Annotated in this window: 15 protein-coding genes, 2 pseudogenes and 2 other annotated features; of the genes and pseudogenes, 15 read left to right on the forward strand and 2 right to left on the reverse strand. The window is 55.2% G+C overall.

Features of this window, described 5'->3' with window-relative positions:
- Positions 1-1,402 precede the first annotated feature (1,402 nt).
- Positions 1,403-1,633, reverse strand: a complete 231-nt coding sequence (locus tag A4E19_12460) for a hypothetical protein (GenBank protein ID OQW37490.1) — start codon at positions 1,631-1,633, stop codon at positions 1,403-1,405.
- A gap of 223 nt (positions 1,634-1,856) precedes the next feature.
- Here A4E19_12460 and A4E19_12465 point away from each other — a divergent pair, with 223 nt between their 5' ends.
- On the forward strand, positions 1,857-3,308 hold the full coding sequence (locus A4E19_12465) for a hypothetical protein (protein OQW37491.1): 1,452 nt from the start codon (positions 1,857-1,859) through the stop codon (positions 3,306-3,308).
- A 201-nt stretch (positions 3,309-3,509) separates the two neighbouring features.
- On the opposite strand, the gene A4E19_12470 is transcribed toward A4E19_12465, so the two are convergent.
- Positions 3,510-3,941 (reverse strand): hypothetical protein, encoded by a 432-nt coding sequence (locus A4E19_12470; GenBank protein ID OQW37492.1) that lies wholly within the window; start codon positions 3,939-3,941, stop codon positions 3,510-3,512.
- Positions 3,942-4,416: 475 nt separating this feature from the next.
- Between A4E19_12470 and A4E19_12475 the strand changes: the two genes are divergently transcribed.
- The 14 genes and pseudogenes from A4E19_12475 to A4E19_12540 all read left to right on the forward strand — a co-directional run bounded on the left by A4E19_12475 (position 4,417) and on the right by A4E19_12540 (position 20,700).
- On the forward strand, positions 4,417-5,889 hold the full coding sequence (locus tag A4E19_12475; GenBank protein ID OQW37493.1) for a hypothetical protein: 1,473 nt from the start codon (positions 4,417-4,419) through the stop codon (positions 5,887-5,889).
- A gap of 34 nt (positions 5,890-5,923) precedes the next feature.
- On the forward strand, positions 5,924-7,435 hold the full coding sequence (locus A4E19_12480; GenBank protein ID OQW37494.1) for a hypothetical protein: 1,512 nt from the start codon (positions 5,924-5,926) through the stop codon (positions 7,433-7,435).
- A gap of 485 nt (positions 7,436-7,920) precedes the next feature.
- Complete coding sequence (locus tag A4E19_12485; GenBank protein OQW37495.1) at positions 7,921-8,685, forward strand: hypothetical protein; 765 nt, start codon at positions 7,921-7,923, stop codon at positions 8,683-8,685.
- 212 nt (positions 8,686-8,897) lie between these two features.
- Positions 8,898-9,209, forward strand: a complete 312-nt coding sequence (locus A4E19_12490) for a hypothetical protein (GenBank protein OQW37496.1) — start codon at positions 8,898-8,900, stop codon at positions 9,207-9,209.
- Between the two features lie 434 nt (positions 9,210-9,643).
- Positions 9,644-9,889, forward strand: a binding site (cobalamin riboswitch).
- Between the two features lie 28 nt (positions 9,890-9,917).
- A complete protein-coding gene (locus A4E19_12495) occupies positions 9,918-10,973 on the forward strand; it encodes a cobalamin-binding protein (GenBank protein OQW37497.1) in 1,056 nt (351 codons plus the stop codon).
- Positions 10,970-12,124 carry a heme ABC transporter permease gene (locus A4E19_12500; GenBank protein ID OQW37498.1) on the forward strand — a complete coding sequence of 385 codons (1,155 nt, stop codon included), beginning with the start codon at positions 10,970-10,972 and terminating at the stop codon, positions 12,122-12,124. Before A4E19_12495 ends, A4E19_12500 begins: the two co-directional genes overlap by 4 nt.
- A 56-nt stretch (positions 12,125-12,180) precedes the next feature.
- Positions 12,181-13,023, forward strand: coding sequence for an iron ABC transporter ATP-binding protein (locus A4E19_12505; protein OQW37659.1), 843 nt, complete (start codon positions 12,181-12,183; stop codon positions 13,021-13,023).
- Between the two features lies 1 nt (position 13,024).
- The gene (locus A4E19_12510; GenBank protein OQW37499.1) at positions 13,025-13,795 is read left to right on the forward strand and encodes a hypothetical protein; all 771 of its coding nucleotides are present in this window, start codon (positions 13,025-13,027) and stop codon (positions 13,793-13,795) included.
- A 174-nt stretch (positions 13,796-13,969) separates the two neighbouring features.
- Positions 13,970-14,098, forward strand: a binding site (cobalamin riboswitch).
- 45 nt (positions 14,099-14,143) lie between these two features.
- The gene (locus tag A4E19_12515; protein ID OQW37500.1) at positions 14,144-16,171 is read left to right on the forward strand and encodes a Vitamin B12 transporter BtuB; all 2,028 of its coding nucleotides are present in this window, start codon (positions 14,144-14,146) and stop codon (positions 16,169-16,171) included.
- Positions 16,172-16,174: 3 nt separating this feature from the next.
- Positions 16,175-17,521 (forward strand): annotated as a pseudogene (locus A4E19_12520) (hypothetical protein).
- A gap of 292 nt (positions 17,522-17,813) precedes the next feature.
- A pseudogene (locus A4E19_12525) lies at positions 17,814-18,467 on the forward strand (5,6-dimethylbenzimidazole synthase).
- Positions 18,468-18,498: 31 nt separating this feature from the next.
- A complete protein-coding gene (locus A4E19_12530) occupies positions 18,499-19,095 on the forward strand; it encodes a cobalamin adenosyltransferase (protein OQW37501.1) in 597 nt (198 codons plus the stop codon).
- Positions 19,073-19,633, forward strand: coding sequence for a hypothetical protein (locus A4E19_12535; protein OQW37502.1), 561 nt, complete (start codon positions 19,073-19,075; stop codon positions 19,631-19,633). The genes A4E19_12530 and A4E19_12535 overlap by 23 nt, the downstream gene beginning before the upstream one ends.
- A gap of 14 nt (positions 19,634-19,647) precedes the next feature.
- On the forward strand, positions 19,648-20,700 hold the full coding sequence (locus tag A4E19_12540) for a nicotinate-nucleotide--dimethylbenzimidazole phosphoribosyltransferase (GenBank protein OQW37503.1): 1,053 nt from the start codon (positions 19,648-19,650) through the stop codon (positions 20,698-20,700).
- Position 20,701: the final 1 nt, after the last annotated feature.

The following is a 20,701-nucleotide window of genomic DNA, read 5'->3' on the forward strand; positions in this document are numbered from 1 at the left end:
AACTCAGTGTCCACGGAATCGGGGGTAGCTCAGAGACCTTCTATATTGATACCTCCCCAAGCGCAATTTTTCTATTAGAGCACTAAGTGTGATTAACCATGCTCAGAAAATTCCACCACAACACATCCTGCAGACTCAGTTATGCATTGTTGGGGCTGGGGCCGCTGGTGTTACGTTAGCCCTCGAGTTAGCTGAGAATGGTGTGGAGGTAATTCTGTTGGAGGCTGGAGGATGGACTGCGGACAAGTATGCCTTCGACGATTTGTCTGGTGAGATGCATTCCCAAGAGCATCATGCCCCACTGCATGAATGCCGATCGCGTCAGTTGGGAGGAACGACAGCCATATGGGCTGGGCGATGCTTACCCTTGGATCCCATTGACCTGGAGCGACGTGATTATGTACCTAACAGCGGCTGGCCGATAGGCTGGGAAGTGCTTGATCCCTACTACCCGCGTGCTAATGAATATTGCCACGTAGGATCTTACATATACCAATCCCGTGCAGCACTTGGCGATAGAGAGGGGTTATCTATCCACGGATGCAATGATGGACTCCTCATCACCGACCGCATTGAACGCTGGAGCCCTCCTACACATTTTGGAAAGCATTATCGACGTGTCTTAGCAGCTTCCAAAACAATCCATGTATTGCTGAACGCAGTTTGCACCGGGATCGATTTGGACCCTGAAAGCAGGCGGGTTAAGACTGTTAATGTAGCCAGCGAGCCTGGGCGCAGCTTTCGTGTACAGGCACGTTCTTACGTTATTGCTGGCGGCGGCTTGGAATCAACGCGGCTTCTATTGGCGTCGAACGACGTTGACACCGAGGGCATAGGTAATCGCTATGACCTATTGGGCCGCTATTACATGGGCCACGTTTTCGGTTCGGTGGCGCGGGTTCAGTTCGTTGGCGATCCGGGGCTGGCGATTACCGGATTTGAGCGAGATGTCGAAGGTGTATACTGCCGTCGAAGGATCTGTATTTCGCCAGAAGCTCAGCGTGCGGAAGGATTACTTAATACGTCCTTTTGGACCATCCCCCCTCCTGCAGCTGACCCTACTCATGGCAATGGTGTCCTATCAGCTGCTTATCTCGCAATTTTGTTGCCTGTCCTGCGCGATCGACTGGCACCTGCGGCGATTCAAAGAATGTTCCGTGGCGAGTTGGGTCATATACGCTACTGGCCACATTTGTACAACATCTTGAAGGACATACCACAGACAACAGCTTTCTGCGTGAACTATCTATATCGGCGTTTTTTCACTAAACGACGTATCCCTGCGCTCTTCATACCCAGTGCCACAAATTGCTATGACCTTTACTATCATGCTGAGCAGTCTCCCAACCCGGAAAGTCGGGTGACTTTGTCAGAAAAGAAAGATCGGTTCGGCATGCCGAGGTTACGTGTCAATCTGCGCTACAGTGCCCAAGATATAGACAGTGTCGTACGCGCCCATGAGATTTTGGCTGGGCAGTTGGGCAAACAGGGTGTCGCCACCATCAAGTATAAACACGAGGACGTCCGCGGTCATATCTTTGACCAGGCCGCCGACGGCTATCACCAGCTCGGGACCACCCGCATGGCTGCAAGTGATCGTCAAGGCGTAGTGGATGGCCAGTGTCGTGTGCATGGGGTACGGAATCTTTATGTATGCAGTAGTTCAGTATTCCCAACCTCCGGTCATGCTAATCCGACGCTAACGATTGTCGCGCTGGCAGTTCGGCTGGCGCGGCACTTAGCAAGTACTGCGGTCCCACACTGAATTGTGCGAGTAGACCTATGTTTATGGATGCTAAGTCGTAGAGTCGGGCGAGAGAATTTAGCCGCTCCATATAATAGCTGAGCCCAACCTCATGCGAAAAGAGAATATGCCCGATTACCCTAAGAATATTTTGACCCACTTATCATCCGAGCAGATGACCCGTAATCTGGCTTGGCTACTGATCGCTTTGGCAACCGCCCTGGTTATGGTGCTTTCTCTTGAACGCTCGTTTGACCATGATGAGTTTGAGGCCATCAAAACTGCCTGGAAGATCTACCACGGTGAGCGTATCTATACGGATTTCTTCCAGCATCACCACCCGCTTCTGTATTACACGATGACGCCACTGATCTCTATATTTGGCGACAATATGTCCACAGTGTTTGCCGCCCGCATCCTGATGCTGGGCTTTACCCTTGCCAGTGTGGCTGTCGTGTATGCATTGACTAGTCGCCTTTACACCCACCAGGCGGCAGTGACGGGTGTTTTGTTCCTGTTGTGCATCACACTGTTCGTCGGTGCGTCCATCGAAGTGCGTCCCGATGTGCCACAGACATTTCTTGGACTATTATCACTTTTATTCTTGTATCGTTACTTCGAGTCAGGGCATACGGCTCTCCTCGTTTTATCAGCGCTCTCCATGTCTATGGGGTATTTGTTCCTCCAGAAACTGATGATCCTAATGGTTATGGTTCTTGCCGTGCTCATCTACAGGGTCTTACGAAAACAATTGCATTTGTTCGTGCTGATCCAATTCACTGTGGTGCTGCTGGCAGTGTGGGGCGGCTACTGTATGTACATGGCCCAATCAGGACAATTCACTCAGTACTGGTTCCTCAATTTCGAACTTAATACTGCGAACCTGGGTGGCAACTGGCTACGGACACAATTGCTGCTAGATCATTTCAAACACTTTAATGGCATCGTCCTGCTTTGCTTTATCTTAGGTCTGTTTTGCGCCAAAACGCAGGAGCAACGAGAATTGGCAGTAATTGTGGTTGCGCTCATTAGTTTCTCGATGGCGTATCGAACCCAGTTTGCACAATATTACATGATGGCGTTGCCACTGGTAGCCATCATCGCTGCTGGCGGCTGGGAAGTCCTTTGGCGCAGATGTGGCATCGCAGGACCTATCTGTCTTGTGGTCGTTCTAGTAGGTGCGACGGCCTCATATGTTGGGGATATTTTTTTTCACAACAACCGGGCACAAATCCACCGCATTAACTATGTGCTTAAAAACACCATTCCCACTGACATAATTTACGATGGAGACATACAGTACAATCTGTTTCGTCGAGATTTAGATTACTTTTGGTACAGCGTGGGCCCAGGTCAAAGCCTGGACAAATACAAGAAGCTCAAGAATTATAACTACAACATCTACGGGTTAATCGAAAAGTACCAACCGAAGATCATTAGCGATTACGCAATCGATGACATGAGTCGTCCCGTGATTCGCGACCATTATCGGAAAGATCTAAATTTCCCCTCTCTCTATATTCGTAGAGACAACGGAAATGCCCATGAGGGAAGGACGGAATAGTGGAGCACGCACGAAACAACATCTTTAAACGGTGTGATGAAAGTGACTAATTGCGATATCCAAAGAAATCCTGATCTCTCGATTATCGTGCCCTCCTACAACGCGGCGTCTTTCCTTGACCGCTGCTTGGACGCGCTATTGGTGCACAGCCGGTATCGAGCGAGTGAGGTGATCGTCGTCGATGATGGCTCAACAGATCAGTCAGTTATGGCTGCAACGCGACAGGGTGTTGAGGTGATCGTAGTCGGGTCCAATGTGGGACCCGGCGCAGCGCGCAACTTGGGGGCTGCAAGGGCACACGGCGACATCTTTGTTTTTGTCGATGCCGATGTGGCCGTCGCCCCTGATGCTCTGGAACGGGTGGCGGCGCATTTCATGAGCAACTCTCCATGTGTCGCCGTCATTGGCTCCTACGATAGCGACCCGGAGGGCCATTGCCTCACCAGCAAATATCGCAACTTGCTGCACTGTTATGTCCATCAGAACAGCCCGAAGCGGGCATCCCATTTCTGGGCGGGAATCGGTGCGATCAGGAAAAAGGCCTTCGCCACGGCAGGAGGATTTGACGAGGGGGAGTTCAGTCGGGCCTGCGAGGATGTCGAACTGGGTTACCGATTGCGCGACATGGGTCATTGTATACGGCTCGATCCATCGATCCAGGGTAAACACCTGAAGCGCTGGTCGTGTCTCGAGATGTTACGGACCGACTTGTTCGTGCGCGCCATTCCCTGGACCCATCTATTGTTAACTCGCAGAGAGGCACCGCGGGATTTCAGCTTGGGCTGGGGGCAGCGTGCATCGGTGATCGTGGCCTGGCTGTTGCCGCTTCTATTGCTACTCGGGGTGTCCGGTCAGTCGCATGCACTGGTCGCGACGCTGTTGCTACTAATTGAGTTCGTCTGGATCAATGCCGGTTTTTTCCGTTTTTTACGGGAACGGGAGGGTTGGGCGCTGGCGCTGGCTGCCGTCCCGTTACACTGGCTTTACCACTTCAACAGCGGTTTAGGCTTCGTTCTCGGTGTCATCAGCCATCTGCGGCCCAGCTTGAAGCCGCTGCTGTGGTCAAGTCCCGGCGCAGGGAACGCCGGCCGCATCCCAGGTGGGTACCATGCTGAAGGGGACGAAAAGGTCTAATCGTAGCGGCAACAGAGAAGCCGATTGCATCATCATCGGAGCCGGACCGGCGGGATTGACTGCGGCCTTGGAATTCCTCAAACATGGCGTCATCCCCCTGGTGCTGGAAAAAGATCACATCGTCGGGGGAATCGCTCGCACCGAGTCATATAACGGCTTTCATTTCGACATGGGCGGGCATCGCTTTTTCAGCAAGTCCGACTACGCCAACACCATCTGGCATGATCTGCTGCGTGAGGACCTCCTGCTTCGGCCCAGGCTTTCGCGCATCTATTACAAGCACAGATTCTTCGTCTACCCGCCGCAGCTGTGTAACACCCTGAAGGGCTTGGGGCTGTGGGAAAGCATCAAAGTTCTGGTCAGCTACGTGCGTTGGCAGGTGCTGCCATACCGATCGGTTAAAACCTTCGAGCACTGGGTCACCAATGCATTCGGCAAACGCCTGTTTGAAGTCTTCTTCAAGACCTACACCGAGAAGGTTTGGGGTATTTCCTGCACGGAACTACGTGCCGAATGGGCTGCCCAGCGCATCAAGAACCTGTCCCTGGCCGTAGTGTTGAGGAACTTTATACACAAAACCGGCACTCGGTTCACCACTCTCATCGACCATTTCCACTATCCTCGCCGCGGTCCAGGCATGATGTGGGAGGCGGCCGGACATAAGATTCGCCTCGGTGGTGGGGAAGTGCGTATGAACGCAGATGTGGTGTGCGTACGCAGGAATGGGAATCGCGTCAACAGTGTGGTCGTGCGGGAGGGCAGTTTGGAAACGGAGATCAACGGCAAGCATTTCATTTCCAGTATGCCCCTACCCGAGTTGATTCGGAAGCTCGATCCGTCCCCGCCCCCGAATGTTCTGGCAGCGGCCGGGGATCTCGAGCACAGGGCCTTTTTAACCGTATGCCTGATTGTGGATGCGAACAATTTATTTCCAGACAACTGGATTTATATCCATGAACCAGATGTTCGAGTCGCCCGTATACAAAATTACAACAACTGGAGCGATGCGATGACGGTCGATCGAACCAAGACCAGCCTTGGGCTGGAGTATTTCTGCAACCAGGGTGACGACCTCTGGCGCACCAGTGACGCTGAATTGATCGCGCTGGCCTCCGGCGAGATAGAGGCCATCGGCCTGGCGCCCGCCGGCAAAGTGGTGGATGGTTGCGTGTATCGCATCCCTAATGCCTATCCAGTTTACGACTCGACATATGCTGTAAATCTGGAGACTGTGAAAAACTTCTGCGATGGGATCGAAAACCTGCGCACGGTAGGGCGCAACGGTCTGCACCGGTATAACAACATGGATCATTCCATGCTGAGCGCCATGTATGCGACGCGCATGCTCCTATTCGGCGAGCAGCATAACCTTTGGAGCATTAACGCCGAGCAGGAATACCATGAACAGATTTTCACGTCACGGACCTCTGGCGCATCGCGGAAATGAGAACGCGGAAGGTTGGAGGGATTACGGACCAACGATGAAGCCAACCGCCAAGACCAGGCATGATATGACGGCAAGAGTATTGATGCTGGGCATCGACGCTGCAGATCTAATATTCATACAGAAGCACAGGGACAACTTACCGGTCATCGATCGGCTGATGCGGGAGGGTGTTCTGCGCAGTCTAGAGACAACCTCTCGCCTGCTTACTGGCTCGGTATGGCCGACTTTCTATACAGGTACGATGCCGGGAGAGCATGGGATCTATCACCACCTTCAATGGGATCCTACCACTATGAGAATCCGGCGCATCAGCGCTGATTGGCTTTACTGCGAGCCCTTCTGGTACGAACTGTCCCGCAATGGTGTGAAGGTGACTGTCGCGGACGTACCCATGACCTTTCCCAGCCGCTTGCAGAGGGGAGTCGAAGTGGTGAATTGGGGCGCTCACGACCAACTGAGCCGCTTTCATTGCAACCTGCCGGACTTGGAGAGGGATATCCGCCGGCGCTTTGGTGCCCACCCGATGGGGGCGGAAATACCAGTCAATAAGACTCGGGCCCAGCTCGAAAACATACGCAGGCATTTAATCGATGGAGCAAAACTCAAGGGGGGCTTGATCCGGCACCTATTGTCGAATACGGAGTGGGATTGTTTTCTTGCTGTGTTCGGCGAGTGCCACCGCGGGGGGCACATCCTCTGGCCAGAAGACGCGCCTCATTCACTGATCGGGGAACACGCTCTGTTGGATGTATACCGTGCTGTGGATGCGGCCGTCGGAAGAATTCTCGAATGCGTCGATCTCTCTGCCACTACCGTAATGCTATTCTCTCTGCATGGTATGGAGAAGAACTCGTCTCAGGAACATTTCGTCCCGCCGGTTATGCAGCTCATCAACTCTCTTTTCGAAGGGGAAGTACACTTAGATGGGGATCCGCCTACGACACAGCGTAGCCTGTTACGCCAACTGCGCAATCGGCTACCTGCGAGAATACAGAACGCCATTGCACGAGCTGTCCCTGTCAGCGTACGAGATTGGGTGATCAGCCGCGTGACATCAGCAGGATACGATTGGAAACGCACCCCAGCCCTCGCGCTTTTGGCGGACCATAACGGCTACTTGCGTTTCAACCTCAAAGGACGCGAGACCCGGGGCTGCTTACGCGCGGACGAGGATAGTTTTTCAAGATATCGGGAATGGCTGGAATCAGGTTTTAGGGGGTTGCGTATAGTCACAGACCATACACCTTTGGTGAACGAACTGGTTTGGGGCGCCGAAGCCTTTCCCGGCCGGCGAGCCGATTACCTTCCCGATGTGATCGTGACCTGGAACAAACATCCTCCAGCAGCTGTTGTCGAGTCCAAGGCATTGGGGCGCATCACCAGTCGACTCGACACCGGACGCAGCGGTAATCACCGCCACGAAGGCTTTCTGCTGCTATGCGGACCCGGTCAACAGCATGAGGGTTGGGCCTCAGTGAAGCACATCGTCAATCTGGCTCCGCAACTCCTACATCAATATCTAGGCCCTCTTGCGGTTGATGCCTAGCGATGCATCAGGGCAACACACACCATAGTTTATCTCGGGTGAGCGAGATAGCAATGACGTTTGCGATCAAGGTTACGATCACCGGCCTCTTGATGTGGTTACTATTATCCAAGATTGATCTTGGTGATGCTTGATAACGTGCTGCAAATCAGATTGGCGTTTTATCGTAGTTGCCGTCAACCTTGGACTAATCAGCGTTTGGGTGGCCAGCGTGAGGTGGTATTTCGTCATCAGGGGGAGCGCCCGAAGAAAAAGGTTAGGTGGACTGACGCCCGCTGCCTATGCGCGGCAATTGGCTAGCAAGTCAGCCCCAGGAGTCCTTGGACTCTAAACATGGCTACTACTCAAGACGAGGGACATCGGGCCTCTAGAGATCAGCCCTGCGCCACCCACCTTGAGAGGGGTTGGAGTCTTCCTGCCGAGACTGTTAGGAATACTGCGCCATTTGGCAAAGGGTGCGACCTTGCTTCATAAGGAGATCGGTCATGCATAGGAACCGGATAGTGATTCCAATTTTTGGACTGTTGTTCCTTGCTTTTCTTTCTGCTTGTAGTGGCGACGGTAATACGTCAACACCACCTCCCGCAACTGTGGCCGCAAGCTCCGCCCAGGGGTTTTGGGCTGGTACCACCAATACGAACCGTACCATCGCGGGACTTGTACTCGATGACGGAGCCTACTGGGTTCTCTATTCTGCTCAGAATGCTCCCTCGACCGTCTCTGGACTCATACAAGGCGACAGTACTTCACAAAATGGTGTCATCACCTCGTCAAATGCTAAGGACTTCAATTTTGAGACGGAGGAAATACTCGATGCCACGATCACCGGCAACTATACGATGAAGCAAAGTCTGAATGGCACACTCGTCTATTCGATTGGCGGGCCGAGTACTTCCTTTACGACGACATACGATAGTGATTATGATCTGGTCCCGGATATGAATGCTGTTGCAGGGACTTATAACGGCCCGGTTACCGCAACCGAAAACGTGACCGTCCAAGTTTTATCTACCGGAAATCTTTCTGGCAGTTCCACTACCGGATGTACTTTCACTGGATCATTTTCACCACGAACTCATGGTAACGTGTTCAATGTGACCGTTACATTCGAGGATGATCCTGCCTGCCGCAACAGAAATGATACGGTAAACGGGGTTGGAACGTATGATGCTGACACCAAGACACTTTACAGCGCCGCCTTGAACGGCAATAGAACGAACGGATTTATCTTTATTGGTACGAAGCCGTAAGAGTGCGCGGAAACATACGTTACAAAGGTTCTGTAGACATCTTACCAATTGCCGAGCCGTTGCGAGGTAACCAGTTCCCTCCTTCACATTTTGCCTTTATGGAACCAACAGTTTGATGGTGCATGTGCTAGTTGCCGTTCCCTGCTATCTCGCATAGGATTCTTCCTGTCAATCTTGGGTTCCATCCTCATTTTGCGAAAGGACCAGTCCTGATGGATAAACAGATGCTCGTGCTGTGCACAGCGGCATTTCTTGGCGGAATAGTCGGTGGGATACTCAGTATCCAGGTCCTCGCACCAACATCCGTCGGGGCGCAAAAGCCAAACGGGGTGAATGCCGAGGAGTTTTTGCTGTTGGACGCCAAGGGGAAGGCACGAGCCGGCCTCGGGTTGGACGCGAATGGCGAAGTCGGGCTCGTGCTCAGGAGTAAAGACGGCAACCGGACTCTGACGCTCTCCCCTGATGATCCATTGGTCATCAAGTTGGTCGAGCGAGGAGGTCGGATTCTCTGGGGGGCACCCTAATGTGCGCGCGAAGAAGGAAACCGTCAGACAGCTTTTTGGACTAAACCTGAACGCAGGCAGCGCGTACAGACGCGGATACGTTTATGGCTTCCTTCCACCACGGCGCGAACAGTTTGGAGATTGGGATTGAATACTCGCCTGGTTTTATTGTTCGCGTGACTGACGTTGTTACCCGATACCGGTTTCTTTTGGCAAATCTCACACATCCATGCCACGGTCGTTCTCCTTCTTACCTGAATGAACCTGATTGAAATCGGGTGATAGTATCACAGCTGAATAGATCGCCACAAGCACGAGTTGTACTTGATGGAACTGCTTCCGGCGTCTTGGGGAAGGATGCAGCGGGGACGATCGACGATGCCGACCTTGGTGAAACGTGAGCAGTGATGAGCGACGGAACGATCCCTACGACAATGAGCGAACTTGACAAGTTTTGCTGTTCTCTCCTATTGTGCTGGCCATTATAACTCCGGAGTAAGGGAAGAGGGTGCAAGGCCCTCGCGGTCCCGCCGCTGTAAATGGGGACGAAACCCGGAACGGCCACTGTCTGAGAAGTGCGAGTGCCCGCCGTCAGTATTTGATTTGTAGGCGAGGCGCTAGAAGCTTCTCACAAGATGGGAAGGCACGGGGAGTAGGGTGAACCATGAGCCAGAAGACCTGCTCGGAGCATTGACCGTCGTTCCCTCGAGGGCTGGGGAGCAGGTGAGGATGAAGAAGCGGGTACAATCCTCAGGGTCTGTTCAGGCCTTGGGGATTTTTCTTTTGAAATCATGGAAACGATATTATTCGCTCGGGACGGCGTGGCTTTTAGTTGCGCTCTTCATGTCTCTTGTACCGGCGCACGGATGCACCGGAGGGGAGTGTAGTGAGATGAAACGGCGGCACCAGGGCATCCTCACCGGCATGCCGTTCATGGCGCATGTCTCATCACGATCCGTTGTCGATGACGCCGGGCATAGAATCTACCTTTCCAAGCCGCCGGCCCGCATCGTCTCGCTGGCTCCGAGCATCACGGAGATGTTGTTTGCGCTCGGGCTGGATGAACAGGTGGTCGGGGTCACGGAGTTTTGTGACTATCCAGCCGCCGCGAAATCCAAGGCCAAGGTCGGCTACTCGAACCCCAGTGTTGAAGCATTGGTCGCGCTGCAGCCGGATTTGGTGCTCGCGCCCACGGATTTTCTCCGTCCCGATCTACAGACGACGCTTGAACAATTGAAAATTCCTCTGTTTGTTCTGGAGGCACACACACTGGAGGATATCCCGCTCCAGATTCAAACCCTGGGAAAGCTGTTTGAGCGAGGCCCGGCCGCGAACGAAGTGACGCAAGCCATGCGTCAACGCATCGCCGATATTCGGCACAAGGCTGAGCCACTTCCCAGAAAGCGCGTGCTCTATGTTCTCAATAGTCACCCCTTGATTACCGTGGGCCCAGGCAGTTTTATTCATCAGATGATCGGCCTCGCGGGGGGCATCAACATCGCGTCCCAGGCAAACGTCGCTTATCCCCGCTTGAGCATGGAGACGGTGCTGAAGGAGGATCCGGAGGTGCTGATCTTTCCGAGCGGCGATGTCGAAACGGTGCCGCGCAGCGAGCAGCAGCAGTGGCGGCGCTGGGACTCACTCTCGGCCGTCAAGCAACACCGTTTCCACGAAGTATCATCGAGTCTCTTGAACCGCCCGGGACCTCGCATCGTCGATGGCCTGGAACAACTCGCCCAATCCATTCATCCGGATGTCTTCGGCGCAGGGAAGCTTCGTCCATGACGGTTCCGATGTCACGGCCTTCTTCCGGGATGCAGTCAGATTCAGGAACGGGAGTGTTATCTCCTGACTCGGGGCATGCGGGATTGGAAATCGGTGCGGTCTCTCCTGGTGCGATTCTCACGCGATCACGATGGGTGATGACCTTGGGAGGCCTTGGGTGTGCGGCGATGATGGTCGGTCTCATTGGCCTTCATGTCGGTGCGCAACCGATCGCGTATGGCGATATGCTTCGCGTGCTCGCCCATCCCCTTGGTCCTGAGACAGCGGATGCAGAGGCACCTGATGTCACCAGAACCATCATGCTGCAGGTTCGATTGCCGCGCATGCTATTGGGATTCTTGGTCGGTTGCTCCCTGGCATCCGTGGGCGTGGCCTTACAGGCATTACTCAGAAATCCGCTGGCTGATCCCTATGTGCTTGGGGTTTCGAGCGGAGCCGCATTGGGAGCGGCGACGGGGATATTGTTCGGGGTTGGCGCCACCATTCTTGCCGATGTGGCTTTGCCGGCCTGTGGATTTGCTGGAGGCTTGGTGGCGTTAGTCGTCGTGTATCGGATGGCTGCCCGCGAGGAGCGGTTGTCGATCCACAGCTTGTTGCTGGCCGGCGTGATTCTGAACGCCATCTTTTCAGCCTTGATCATGTTCATCACCTCCATCATGGAGCCGAATCGTTCGTATGGCATGACGACGTGGTTGATGGGGACGCTGACCGCTCCGGCCTACGGTGGTCTCGTCGGACTCGCGGTCTATCTGTTCATTGGTCTCTTGTTACTCTTCAGGCACATGCGCATTTTAAACATCTTGGCCCTGGGGGAAGAATCCGCTCGCACGCTGGGTGTCGATACGGAACAGACGAAGCGGTTTCTCTTCGTATTGACGGCACTGATCACCGGGGCGATCGTGTCGGTCAGTGGGATGATCGGATTCGTGGGAATGGTCGTTCCCCATGCCGTGCGCCTGATGACCGGTGCCGATCATCGCTTGCTCCTTCCAGCCTCAGCCCTGGTCGGCGGCACCTTCCTCATGGGAGCCGATACGGTGGCACGCACCCTCCTCTCGCCGGTCGAGATTCCAGTCGGCATCATCACCGCCCTGGTCGGAGGACCCTGCTTTGTATATCTCTTGCTGTGGCGAAGAGATCGTGTGACATGAGTGCCATGGGGGACAACCGAACGGCGGAAGCGGTACTGGTGGACTCGACAGATCATCTGTCACGACGTCATGCGTACGACCTCCAGGCTGTTCGGTTCCATTACCAGTCCAACGATTCGGATGCCGTCCAGTGGACGCTTGAGGATCTATCCTTTCCTGTGCGCTACGGCGAAGTGCTGGGGGTCGTCGGTCCGAACGGGTCAGGAAAAACTTCCTTGCTGAAAGTACTGGCGAGACTGCTGAATCCAGTGGAAGGCCGCATCGACTTGTTCGGGCGAGATTTGGTCTCGATGCCGCAACGAGAGGTCGCCTGCCTGGTTGGAGTCGTGCCGCAAGATACGCAGCAACTCTTTCCCTTTACCGTGGCTGAAACCGTGCTGATGGGTCGTTTCCCCCATCAGCCTCGCGGCCGATGGGCTGGTGGCCTGGGATGGGAAAGCCGTGAAGACGTGGCCATCGCGGAACAGGCGATGATGACGATGGACGTTGTCCATCTGGCCCGTCGGGCCATAACTGACCTTTCCGGTGGCGAGCGGCAGCGGACCGTGATTGCTCGAGCACTTGCCCAAACCCCAAAAGTTTTACTGCTCGACGAACCGACTGCGTTTCTCGATCTACACCATCAGATTGAGATCTGTTCGGTGTTGCGCCGGTTAAGAGATGAGCGTGGTTTAACCGTTGTCTTCGTGTCCCATGATTTGAATTTGGTGAGCCAGTATTGTGACAGAATCCTCTTACTTGATCGCGGGCAGATTCTACGACTTGGAAGCCCACATGAGGTCATCGAGCCGGACGTATTGGAATCCGTGTACCGGTGCCGGGTGCTCGTCGATCGGCATCCGAGTTCCGGATTGCCTCGGGTGACGTTGCCCGGCCGCCACATGTCTGGTGGCGATTAAGATGAGCGTGAGCAAAGTCGCGTTGCTGCATCTTGAGACGGTCCCCGGTGCCGTCGAGCGCAACCGATATGTCGTCGTCGAAGCTTTGAAACATGCCGCCTCGGTGGGAGCGGAGTGGATTGTGACATCGGAGCTTGCGGTCTGCGGACTACAGTTCGTGCAGCTCATCGGTACGGATTGGATTCAGCCGCAGCCTGATCCATGGATGCAACAGGTCTGTCGGTTGGTGAAGAAGCTAAAGAGGACCGTCTTTCTTTCGTGTCCCGAGCGGGATGGCTCTCGATTCTACAATACCGTGTTTGTCATCGATGCATCCGGGGACATCATCGGCAGACATCGCAAGATCAACGTGCTGAGCGACTCCTTGTCATGGTCGAGTCCCGGCGACGTGGCCGCGCCGATCGAATGCAGTGGAATCAAGGTCGGTGTGCTGGTGTGCGCCGATGTCTATACGCCGAATATCGCCCGGGCCATGAAGTTTGAAGGCGCGCAGATCTTGGTCTCACCGGCATCATGGGGTCCTGGTCCACATGGTCCGAATGGGGAGTGGGAGCAACGGACTCACGAAACAGGACTCCCCTTGATTGTCTGCAACCGAAGCGGTGCAGAAAAGACGATGGACTTCCGGGAAGCGCCGAGTCTGGTGGTGAAGGAGGGGGTGCGGCTGCTGAGTCATACGTCTAACCGATCCGCGGTCTTGACGTTCGACTGGGATTTTGACCACATGATGCCGCGTTCTTCACGATACGCCATCGATTACATCCGAAGTTAATAGACTGTTTGATTATGATGATGCTGAGACGTGCGACGAGTGTGTGATGAACAACAAGGAAGACCGCCAAGATCATCTGACGTGAGCAGGACGAGTCTGCACCACGCTCCTGCAGACATCCGTTTGGTGCAGAACCATCAGTCGGGAGGGATTCGTGAGGTCATACCGTCAGCGACGGGGAAGATGGTGCAAATCCATCACGGTGCCGCCACTGTAAGCGGGGAGTGACTCTGCAGCATGCCACTGTGTGCCTCGGCACATGGGAAGGCGCAGAGAAGCGATGATCCGTAAGTCAGGAGACCCAACTGCCGGGACGATAGACACCCTTCGAGTCAAAGGGAGGTTTGCATGTTACGGTTCTTTGTCTGTTGTGTTGTTGGTGTCTGTGCCCTCGTGCCCTGGATCATCGCATGCGTCTCTTCCGCCTCGGCTCAGGACATTGCGATGGCCGACAAGCCGGACGTCGAAGTTCCCGATGTCATCGTCAGCGCCACCAAGACGGAAATGCCCGCCAAGCAAGTCACCAGCGCCGTGGAAGTGATCACCGGCGAAGAGATGCAGCAGCGGAAGATTAGAACAGTTGCGGAAGCGCTTCGCTGGGCACAGGGTCTGGCCGTCTTTCAAAGCGGTGGACTGGGCACGACGGTCGATGTGCGAATGCGTGGAGGCACACCGGAACAGACGCTCGTCCTGATCGATGGCGCGATCGTCAATAGTGCCACGCTCGGCAGTTATAATTTTGCCAACCTCACATCCGACAACATCGAGCGGATCGAAATCTTACGTGGAAGCCAGAGCATGCTCTGGGGATCGGACGCGATGGGCGGCGTGATCAATATCACGACCAAGCGTGGACGAGAGACACCCAATGTGTCTGCATTCGTGGAGTATGGATCGTTCAATACCATTCGAGAAGGAGGCGGTCTGGCCGGCAAGAAAGGACCGATCGATTTCTCGGGATCGATTACGCGATTGGATACGGCCGGCTTCTCAGCCATCAGCTATCGGCGCGGTGCGGCCGAGCGCGACGGATTTCACAATTGGCAAGGATCTGTCCGGCTCGGCGCGGATTTGCCCAAGGACGGGCGGCTGGACTTCAGCTTTCGATGGCTGGAAGGCATTGTGAATTTCGACGGATTTGCCTTTAATCCCGTCACCTTCGCCTCGGATCCGGCTGACGTATTTGGTGCCCGATCAAAAAGTACTCAATACATCTTTGCAGGAAACTATGCACAACCGATCACCGCCTGGTGGTCGCACAAACTGACCTTGTCACGGGCCACTGAGAATCTCCTGAGTGATGCTGGTACGGTGGAACGTAATCTTGTGACCGGAACTACGGGATTAATTGGGTTTCCGTTCAAGTCTCAAATCGGAACCACCAGCAATCGAATCGAATGGCAGCACAATATTCAAGTCGGCAAACCACTCACGCTGACGGCAGGTTATCAGTTTCGCGAACAGAGGGGCGACAATCGCGATCTCCTGACAAACACGACCGTGTTCGAAAACAAATCCGTCAGCAGCCATGCCGGGTTTGGAGAGGCCCAGTTGAATCTTTGGGACCGAGTGTTTGGAACTGCGGGGGTTCGGCAGGATGAATACAATGTATTCGGAAGCGCGACGACCTATCGAGTGACGGGAGGGTATCTGGTCAAGGAAACCGGCACGAAGTTGCGAGGCAGCTATGCCACCGGTTTTCGCGCTCCCACGATCAATCAGTTGTTTTTCCCAGGATTCGGCAACCCGAATCTGCAGCCTGAGAAAAGTCAAGCATTCGATGTGGCGATTGAACAAGCATTGCCGAATGATCGAGGCAGCATCAGCGTCGGGTATTTTTGGACCCGTTACCGCAACTTGATCTTGTCGGTGTTCGATCCCGCCGTCTGCACGGCTCCTGGGTCGTTTGGGTTTTGTGCGCAGAACGTCGGGTTGGCCAGGGCGGAAGGTGTGGAAGTCAGCACAAAGGTAAAACTTTATCGCGACGGACGATGGGTGAAGAATTTGGACTTGCAGATCCAGTATACCTACGCAGCGACGCGGGATATCAGTAGTGGATCAGACTCACGTCTTCCGAAGTGGCCGCTCCATCAGATTTCGACCGTCATCAGCTATCAGCCCGTAGAACGTTTGCAGGCCTATCTGGAGGGACGCTATGTCGGGGAACGGTTCGGCAATGTGGGGAATAGTAACGCGACCCCGTCGTTTGTCGTGTGGAATCTGTCCGCCAGCTATGACGTGACGAAGTCCATGCAAGCCTATCTCCGGTTGGACAACATCTTCAACGAGGAATACGAAGAGACCTTGTTTTTCGGCACGCCGATTCGATCGATTTTTGGCGGCGTACGGATCAATTATGATTTGCCCCTCTCGTAGCGTATGAAACAGTATCCACGATTGGTCATAGCCGGGACACACAGCGGTGTGGGCAAGACGACGGCAACCCTGGCGATCCTCGCGGCCTTGCGGGAACGGGGCCGCCGGGTCCAGCCGTTCAAGGCTGGACCGGATTTTATCGATCCCAGTCATCATCGGGCGGCCACCGGCCGCCTATCTCGAAATCTCGATGGGTGGATGCTTGAGGCTGGCTACAACCGTGAAATCTTTGCTCATGCCGCAGCCGATGCGGATTTCTCCATCATCGAAGGTATGATGGGGCTCTTCGACGGCAGTTCTCCCGTGAATGATATCGGCAGCACGGCGGAATTGGCCAAGCAGCTGGCGGCGCGGGTAATTCTCGTGATCGATGGAAGCGCCATGGCCCGTTCTGCCGCAGCCATGGTGACGGGCTATGCGCGATTCGACCCTCTGTTGCGTGTCGCAGGTGTCCTGTTCAATCGCGTGGGAAGTGCCGGTCATTATCTGCTATTGAAAGCGGCAGTGGAACAAGAGACCGATGTGATTCCTGTCGGGTACTTGCGTCCGGATGTCGCTCTGACCATTTCTGATCGGCATCTTGGGCTGGTCATGGCCGTGGACCAGGGCGATGATCAACTCTACCGACGGTTGGCGAAGGCCGCACTGGAGACGATCGATCTGGATCGTATTGAAGTCCTTGCCCATTTGGCCAGCCCGCTACCGGAAACCGTGCGGCCGCCTGTGATCAAGAGCCAGGGACGCACCGTTCGAATCGGCGTGGCACAGGATCGGGCATTTTGTTTTTACTATCCCGATAACCTTGAACGATTGGAAGCGGCCGGCGCTGAACTCGTCACGTTTTCGCCGTTACATGACGACGCACTGCCGGACGTCGACATGCTCTATCTCGGCGGTGGATATCCGGAATTGCATGGTGCGGCATTGACCGAGAACGTTGCCATGCGAGCGGCCGTCAAGCGGTTTGCCGAGCGAGGTGGCGTGATCTATGCGGAGTGTGGCGGGTTGATGTATCTCTCGGAGTCGATTCTTGATTTCGACGGGTGCTCGCATGACATGGTCGGAATCTTTCCAGCAGAAACCATCATGCAAAAATCCGGCCTCACGTTGGGATACAGAACAGTGGAATGTTCACACCGCAGCATCCTCGGTGATGTTGGTGTCACGGCACGAGGCCATGAGTTCCATTATTCCACGCTGGTTGCAAAGGGATCGTTGCAGTATGCTTGCGTCCTGCGTGATGCCGGAGGACTCCTGAAGGGACAGGATGGACTTATGAAGGGCAACGTGCTGGCGCTCTATACCCATCTGCATTTTGCCAGCCAGCCGACGATTGTCACCTCGCTGCTCGAAACGGCACGTCATGCGGCCGCACGTCCAACGGGATCCGCTTGGGATCCACTGAGAGCCGAACATTGAAAGGGCCGGTTCAGAAGACCTGCGAGAGTTGCGGCCAAGTCTTCCAGTGTGGCGGATACCAGTGCTGGTGTGGCAAGCTCGGCATTACTGAGTCACAGATGGATTGGATCGCGGCGCGATATCAGGATTGTCTCTGTTCCAACTGTTTGGGAAACGTCGCAACTGGTGAGTGTGGGCCTCGGTCTGTTCCCATAGATGGCAGGCAAAGACAAGAAGGACCACAATGAGACAGGCCAACGGCCGATTCTCCGACGCTGAACGGGCGGCCGTTTACCGGGCTATTTTTGAACGTCGGGATGTTCGGCGTAATTTTCTGCGGACGCCGATTCCCGATGAGGTGATGATGCGGTTGCTGACGGCGGCACATCACGCGGGATCGGTGGGATTCATGCAACCATGGGATTTTATAGTCATTCGCAATCGTGTGACGAAACGCGCCGTGAAGGATCTCTTCATGGACGCGAATACCAATGCGTCCGCCCGGTATGCAGGGGCCAAAGGAGAGCTGTACCGGCGGTTGAAGCTGGAAGGCATCGAAGAAGCGCCGATCAACCTGTGCATTACGTGCAGCCGGCGGCGCGGCGGGGTGAACGTGCTCGGTCGGTCTACAGTCCGGGCAACAGACTTATACAGCACCTGCTGTGCTGTGCAGAATCTCTGGTTGGCCGCCAGAGCCGAGGGCATCGGTGTCGGCTGGGTCAGTATTTTAGATCACGAGAAGCTCAAGCGCGTGATCGGCGTGCCCAAATCGGTGTCGGTCCTCGCCTATCTATGCCTTGGCTATGTGTCGAAGTTTGAAGAGCAGCCTGATTTGCAAACAGCCGGATGGAGAAGTCGGATTCCAGTCGGCCAGTTGATCCACGATGAGTCCTGGGGCAATCGGATCCACGACAAAAGAGGGGATGGGGATGCGCATCACCAAGGTCTATACAAGAACGGGCGACGCGGGAAAAACCAGGCTGGCCGGCGGACAACAGGTGTGGAAAGACAGTCTGCGGGTCGAAGCCTACGGCACGATCGATGAGTTGAATGCATCGGTCGGCGTTGTCCGGGTGATGAATGCCGATGTCGTAGACGAGCATACAGCAGCCGCCCAACTTGAGGACGAGCTGCGATGGGTACAAAACAAGTTGTTCGATGTGGGCAGCATTCTGGCGACGGCTCCGGGACAAACGTTCAAGAATATGCCACAGGTGACAGCGAGAGACATCTCGCGTCTTGAGAAATTGATCGATCGGTGCCAGAAAGACCTGGACCCATTGAAGGAATTCATTCTTCCGGGGGGTGGAAAAGTATCCGCGTTTCTGCACCAAGCCCGGACGGTCTGCCGCCGGGCCGAGCGGTTGTGCGTGGCTCTTTCCAAAGCTGAACCGGTCGATCCGACGATCATCAAATTCGTCAATCGGCTGAGCGATGCGCTGTTTGTGTTGGCCCGATGGGTCGCCAAGACACAGGGCGAGCCGGAATTTTTATGGGAACGCGATGTCGCCAAGAAAGCCGAGTAAACGTCGCGCAGCGCGACGAACAACAGGCCGAGTCATTCTCGTTCTTGGCGGGGCATCGTCCGGAAAAAGCGAGGCCGCTCTCCGGCTAGCCGGTTTGCGAGGACCGCGTGCATTCGTCGCCACCGGACAAGGATTGGATGATGAAATGGCGGCACGAATCGCTCGGCACCAGGCCACACGTTCAGCGGATTGGAAGACAGTTGAAGAGCCGCTCGAAGTGGAGGCGTGGTTCGCCAAGCAGGGGCCTCAGTACCGTACCATTCTCTTCGATTGCGTGACCCTGTGGTTGAGTAACCTCGTTGGAACCGGCCACAAAGAATCCGTCGTTCTCGCCCGAGCCGGAGCGCTTGTACAAGGGATGCGGACTGCATCAGCCAGGGTGGTCATCGTCAGCAATGAGTTAGGTTTCGGTCTGGTCCCGGCGGAACCATCGACACGAGCGTTTCGCGATCTTGCCGGACGGGTGAATCAGCACATCGCCGCGGGAGCGGATGAAGTGTATCTGGTCGTCAGTGGAATATCGCTTCGCTTGAAGTGAATAGAGGAGCTGCCATGTCGATACAGGACACCTGTCGTCGAATTCAGCCTGTCCATGCAAGTCTGCGCGCGAAAGCGCAGGATAGGTTGGATCGTCTGACTAAGCCGCTGGGCAGCCTCGGGCGGTTGGAGGAATTGGCTTCGTCCTACGTCACGATGACTGGTGAACTGAAGCCGAGTGTCCCTCAAGGTACGGTCTTCACCTTTGCGGCTGATCATGGCGTCGCGCAGGAAGGGGTGAGCGCCTACCCACGTGAAGTGACCCCTCAGATGGTATTGAATTTTCTGCGCGGTGGTGCCGGCGTGAATGTGCTGGCGCGGCATGCCGGCGTGGATGTGCGGGTGGTGGATATCGGCGTTGATTATGAGTTTGGACCGGTACCCGGCTTGTTCGATCGAAAGGTCATGAAGGGCACACGCAATCTAGCGGTTGAGCCAGCGATGACGCGCAGCCAAGCAGAGCAGGCGGTGATGGTCGGCATTGACCTGGCGACGGAAGCTGTGCGGGAGGGTATTAATTTAATTGGCACCGGTGAGATGGGGATCGGTAATACCACGCCGAGCGCCGCCATTAGCGCGGTGATGACCGGTCGGCCTGTAGCTGAAGTGACTGGATGTGGGACCGGCATCGATGAGTCTGTCCGTACGCGCAAGGTGGCGGTGATTCAACAGGCGCTGGACCGGCATCAACCCAATCCGGCTGACTCGCTCGATGTGTTGGCGAAGGTTGGGGGACTGGAAATCGCTGGATTGGCCGGCTTGATCCTTGGAGCGGTTGCGGCTCGGGTCCCAGTCGTGCTGGATGGATTCATTACGGGAGCCGCAGCGCTGATCGCTGTCGGTCTTCAGCCCTTGTGCCGCGAGTATCTCATCGCATCCCATCGATCGGTCGAGCAGGGACATCGCGTGGTTTTGGACCATCTGAGACTGAAACCGCTCTTGGATCTCGACTTGCGCCTTGGCGAGGGCACGGGGGCATGTCTAGGAATGGATCTGGTCTGTGGCGCGATCAAGATCTACACAGAGATGGCGACCTTCGACGAAGCCGGCGTGTCCGACAAGGTCTGAC

The sequence above is a fragment of the Nitrospira sp. SG-bin1 genome, from assembly GCA_002083365.1.
Lineage (GTDB): Bacteria > Nitrospirota > Nitrospiria > Nitrospirales > Nitrospiraceae > Nitrospira_D.

Excerpts from the sequence above, each read along its gene's own strand:
- A4E19_12460 (OQW37490.1), bottom strand. The coding sequence starts at position 1,633 with ATGCACACGACACTGGCCATCCACTACGCCTTGACGATCACTTGCAGC.
- A4E19_12465 (OQW37491.1), top strand. The coding sequence starts at position 1,857 with ATGCGAAAAGAGAATATGCCCGATTACCCTAAGAATATTTTGACCCAC.
- A4E19_12470 (OQW37492.1), bottom strand. The coding sequence starts at position 3,941 with ATGACCCATGTCGCGCAATCGGTAACCCAGTTCGACATCCTCGCAGGC.
- A4E19_12475 (OQW37493.1), top strand. The coding sequence starts at position 4,417 with ATGCTGAAGGGGACGAAAAGGTCTAATCGTAGCGGCAACAGAGAAGCC.
- A4E19_12480 (OQW37494.1), top strand. The coding sequence starts at position 5,924 with ATGAAGCCAACCGCCAAGACCAGGCATGATATGACGGCAAGAGTATTG.
- A4E19_12485 (OQW37495.1), top strand. The coding sequence starts at position 7,921 with ATGCATAGGAACCGGATAGTGATTCCAATTTTTGGACTGTTGTTCCTT.
- A4E19_12490 (OQW37496.1), top strand. The coding sequence starts at position 8,898 with ATGGATAAACAGATGCTCGTGCTGTGCACAGCGGCATTTCTTGGCGGA.
- A4E19_12495 (OQW37497.1), top strand. The coding sequence starts at position 9,918 with ATGAAGAAGCGGGTACAATCCTCAGGGTCTGTTCAGGCCTTGGGGATT.
- A4E19_12500 (OQW37498.1), top strand. The coding sequence starts at position 10,970 with ATGACGGTTCCGATGTCACGGCCTTCTTCCGGGATGCAGTCAGATTCA.
- A4E19_12510 (OQW37499.1), top strand. The coding sequence starts at position 13,025 with ATGAGCGTGAGCAAAGTCGCGTTGCTGCATCTTGAGACGGTCCCCGGT.
- A4E19_12515 (OQW37500.1), top strand. The coding sequence starts at position 14,144 with ATGTTACGGTTCTTTGTCTGTTGTGTTGTTGGTGTCTGTGCCCTCGTG.
- A4E19_12530 (OQW37501.1), top strand. The coding sequence starts at position 18,499 with ATGCGCATCACCAAGGTCTATACAAGAACGGGCGACGCGGGAAAAACC.
- A4E19_12535 (OQW37502.1), top strand. The coding sequence starts at position 19,073 with ATGTCGCCAAGAAAGCCGAGTAAACGTCGCGCAGCGCGACGAACAACA.
- A4E19_12540 (OQW37503.1), top strand. The coding sequence starts at position 19,648 with ATGTCGATACAGGACACCTGTCGTCGAATTCAGCCTGTCCATGCAAGT.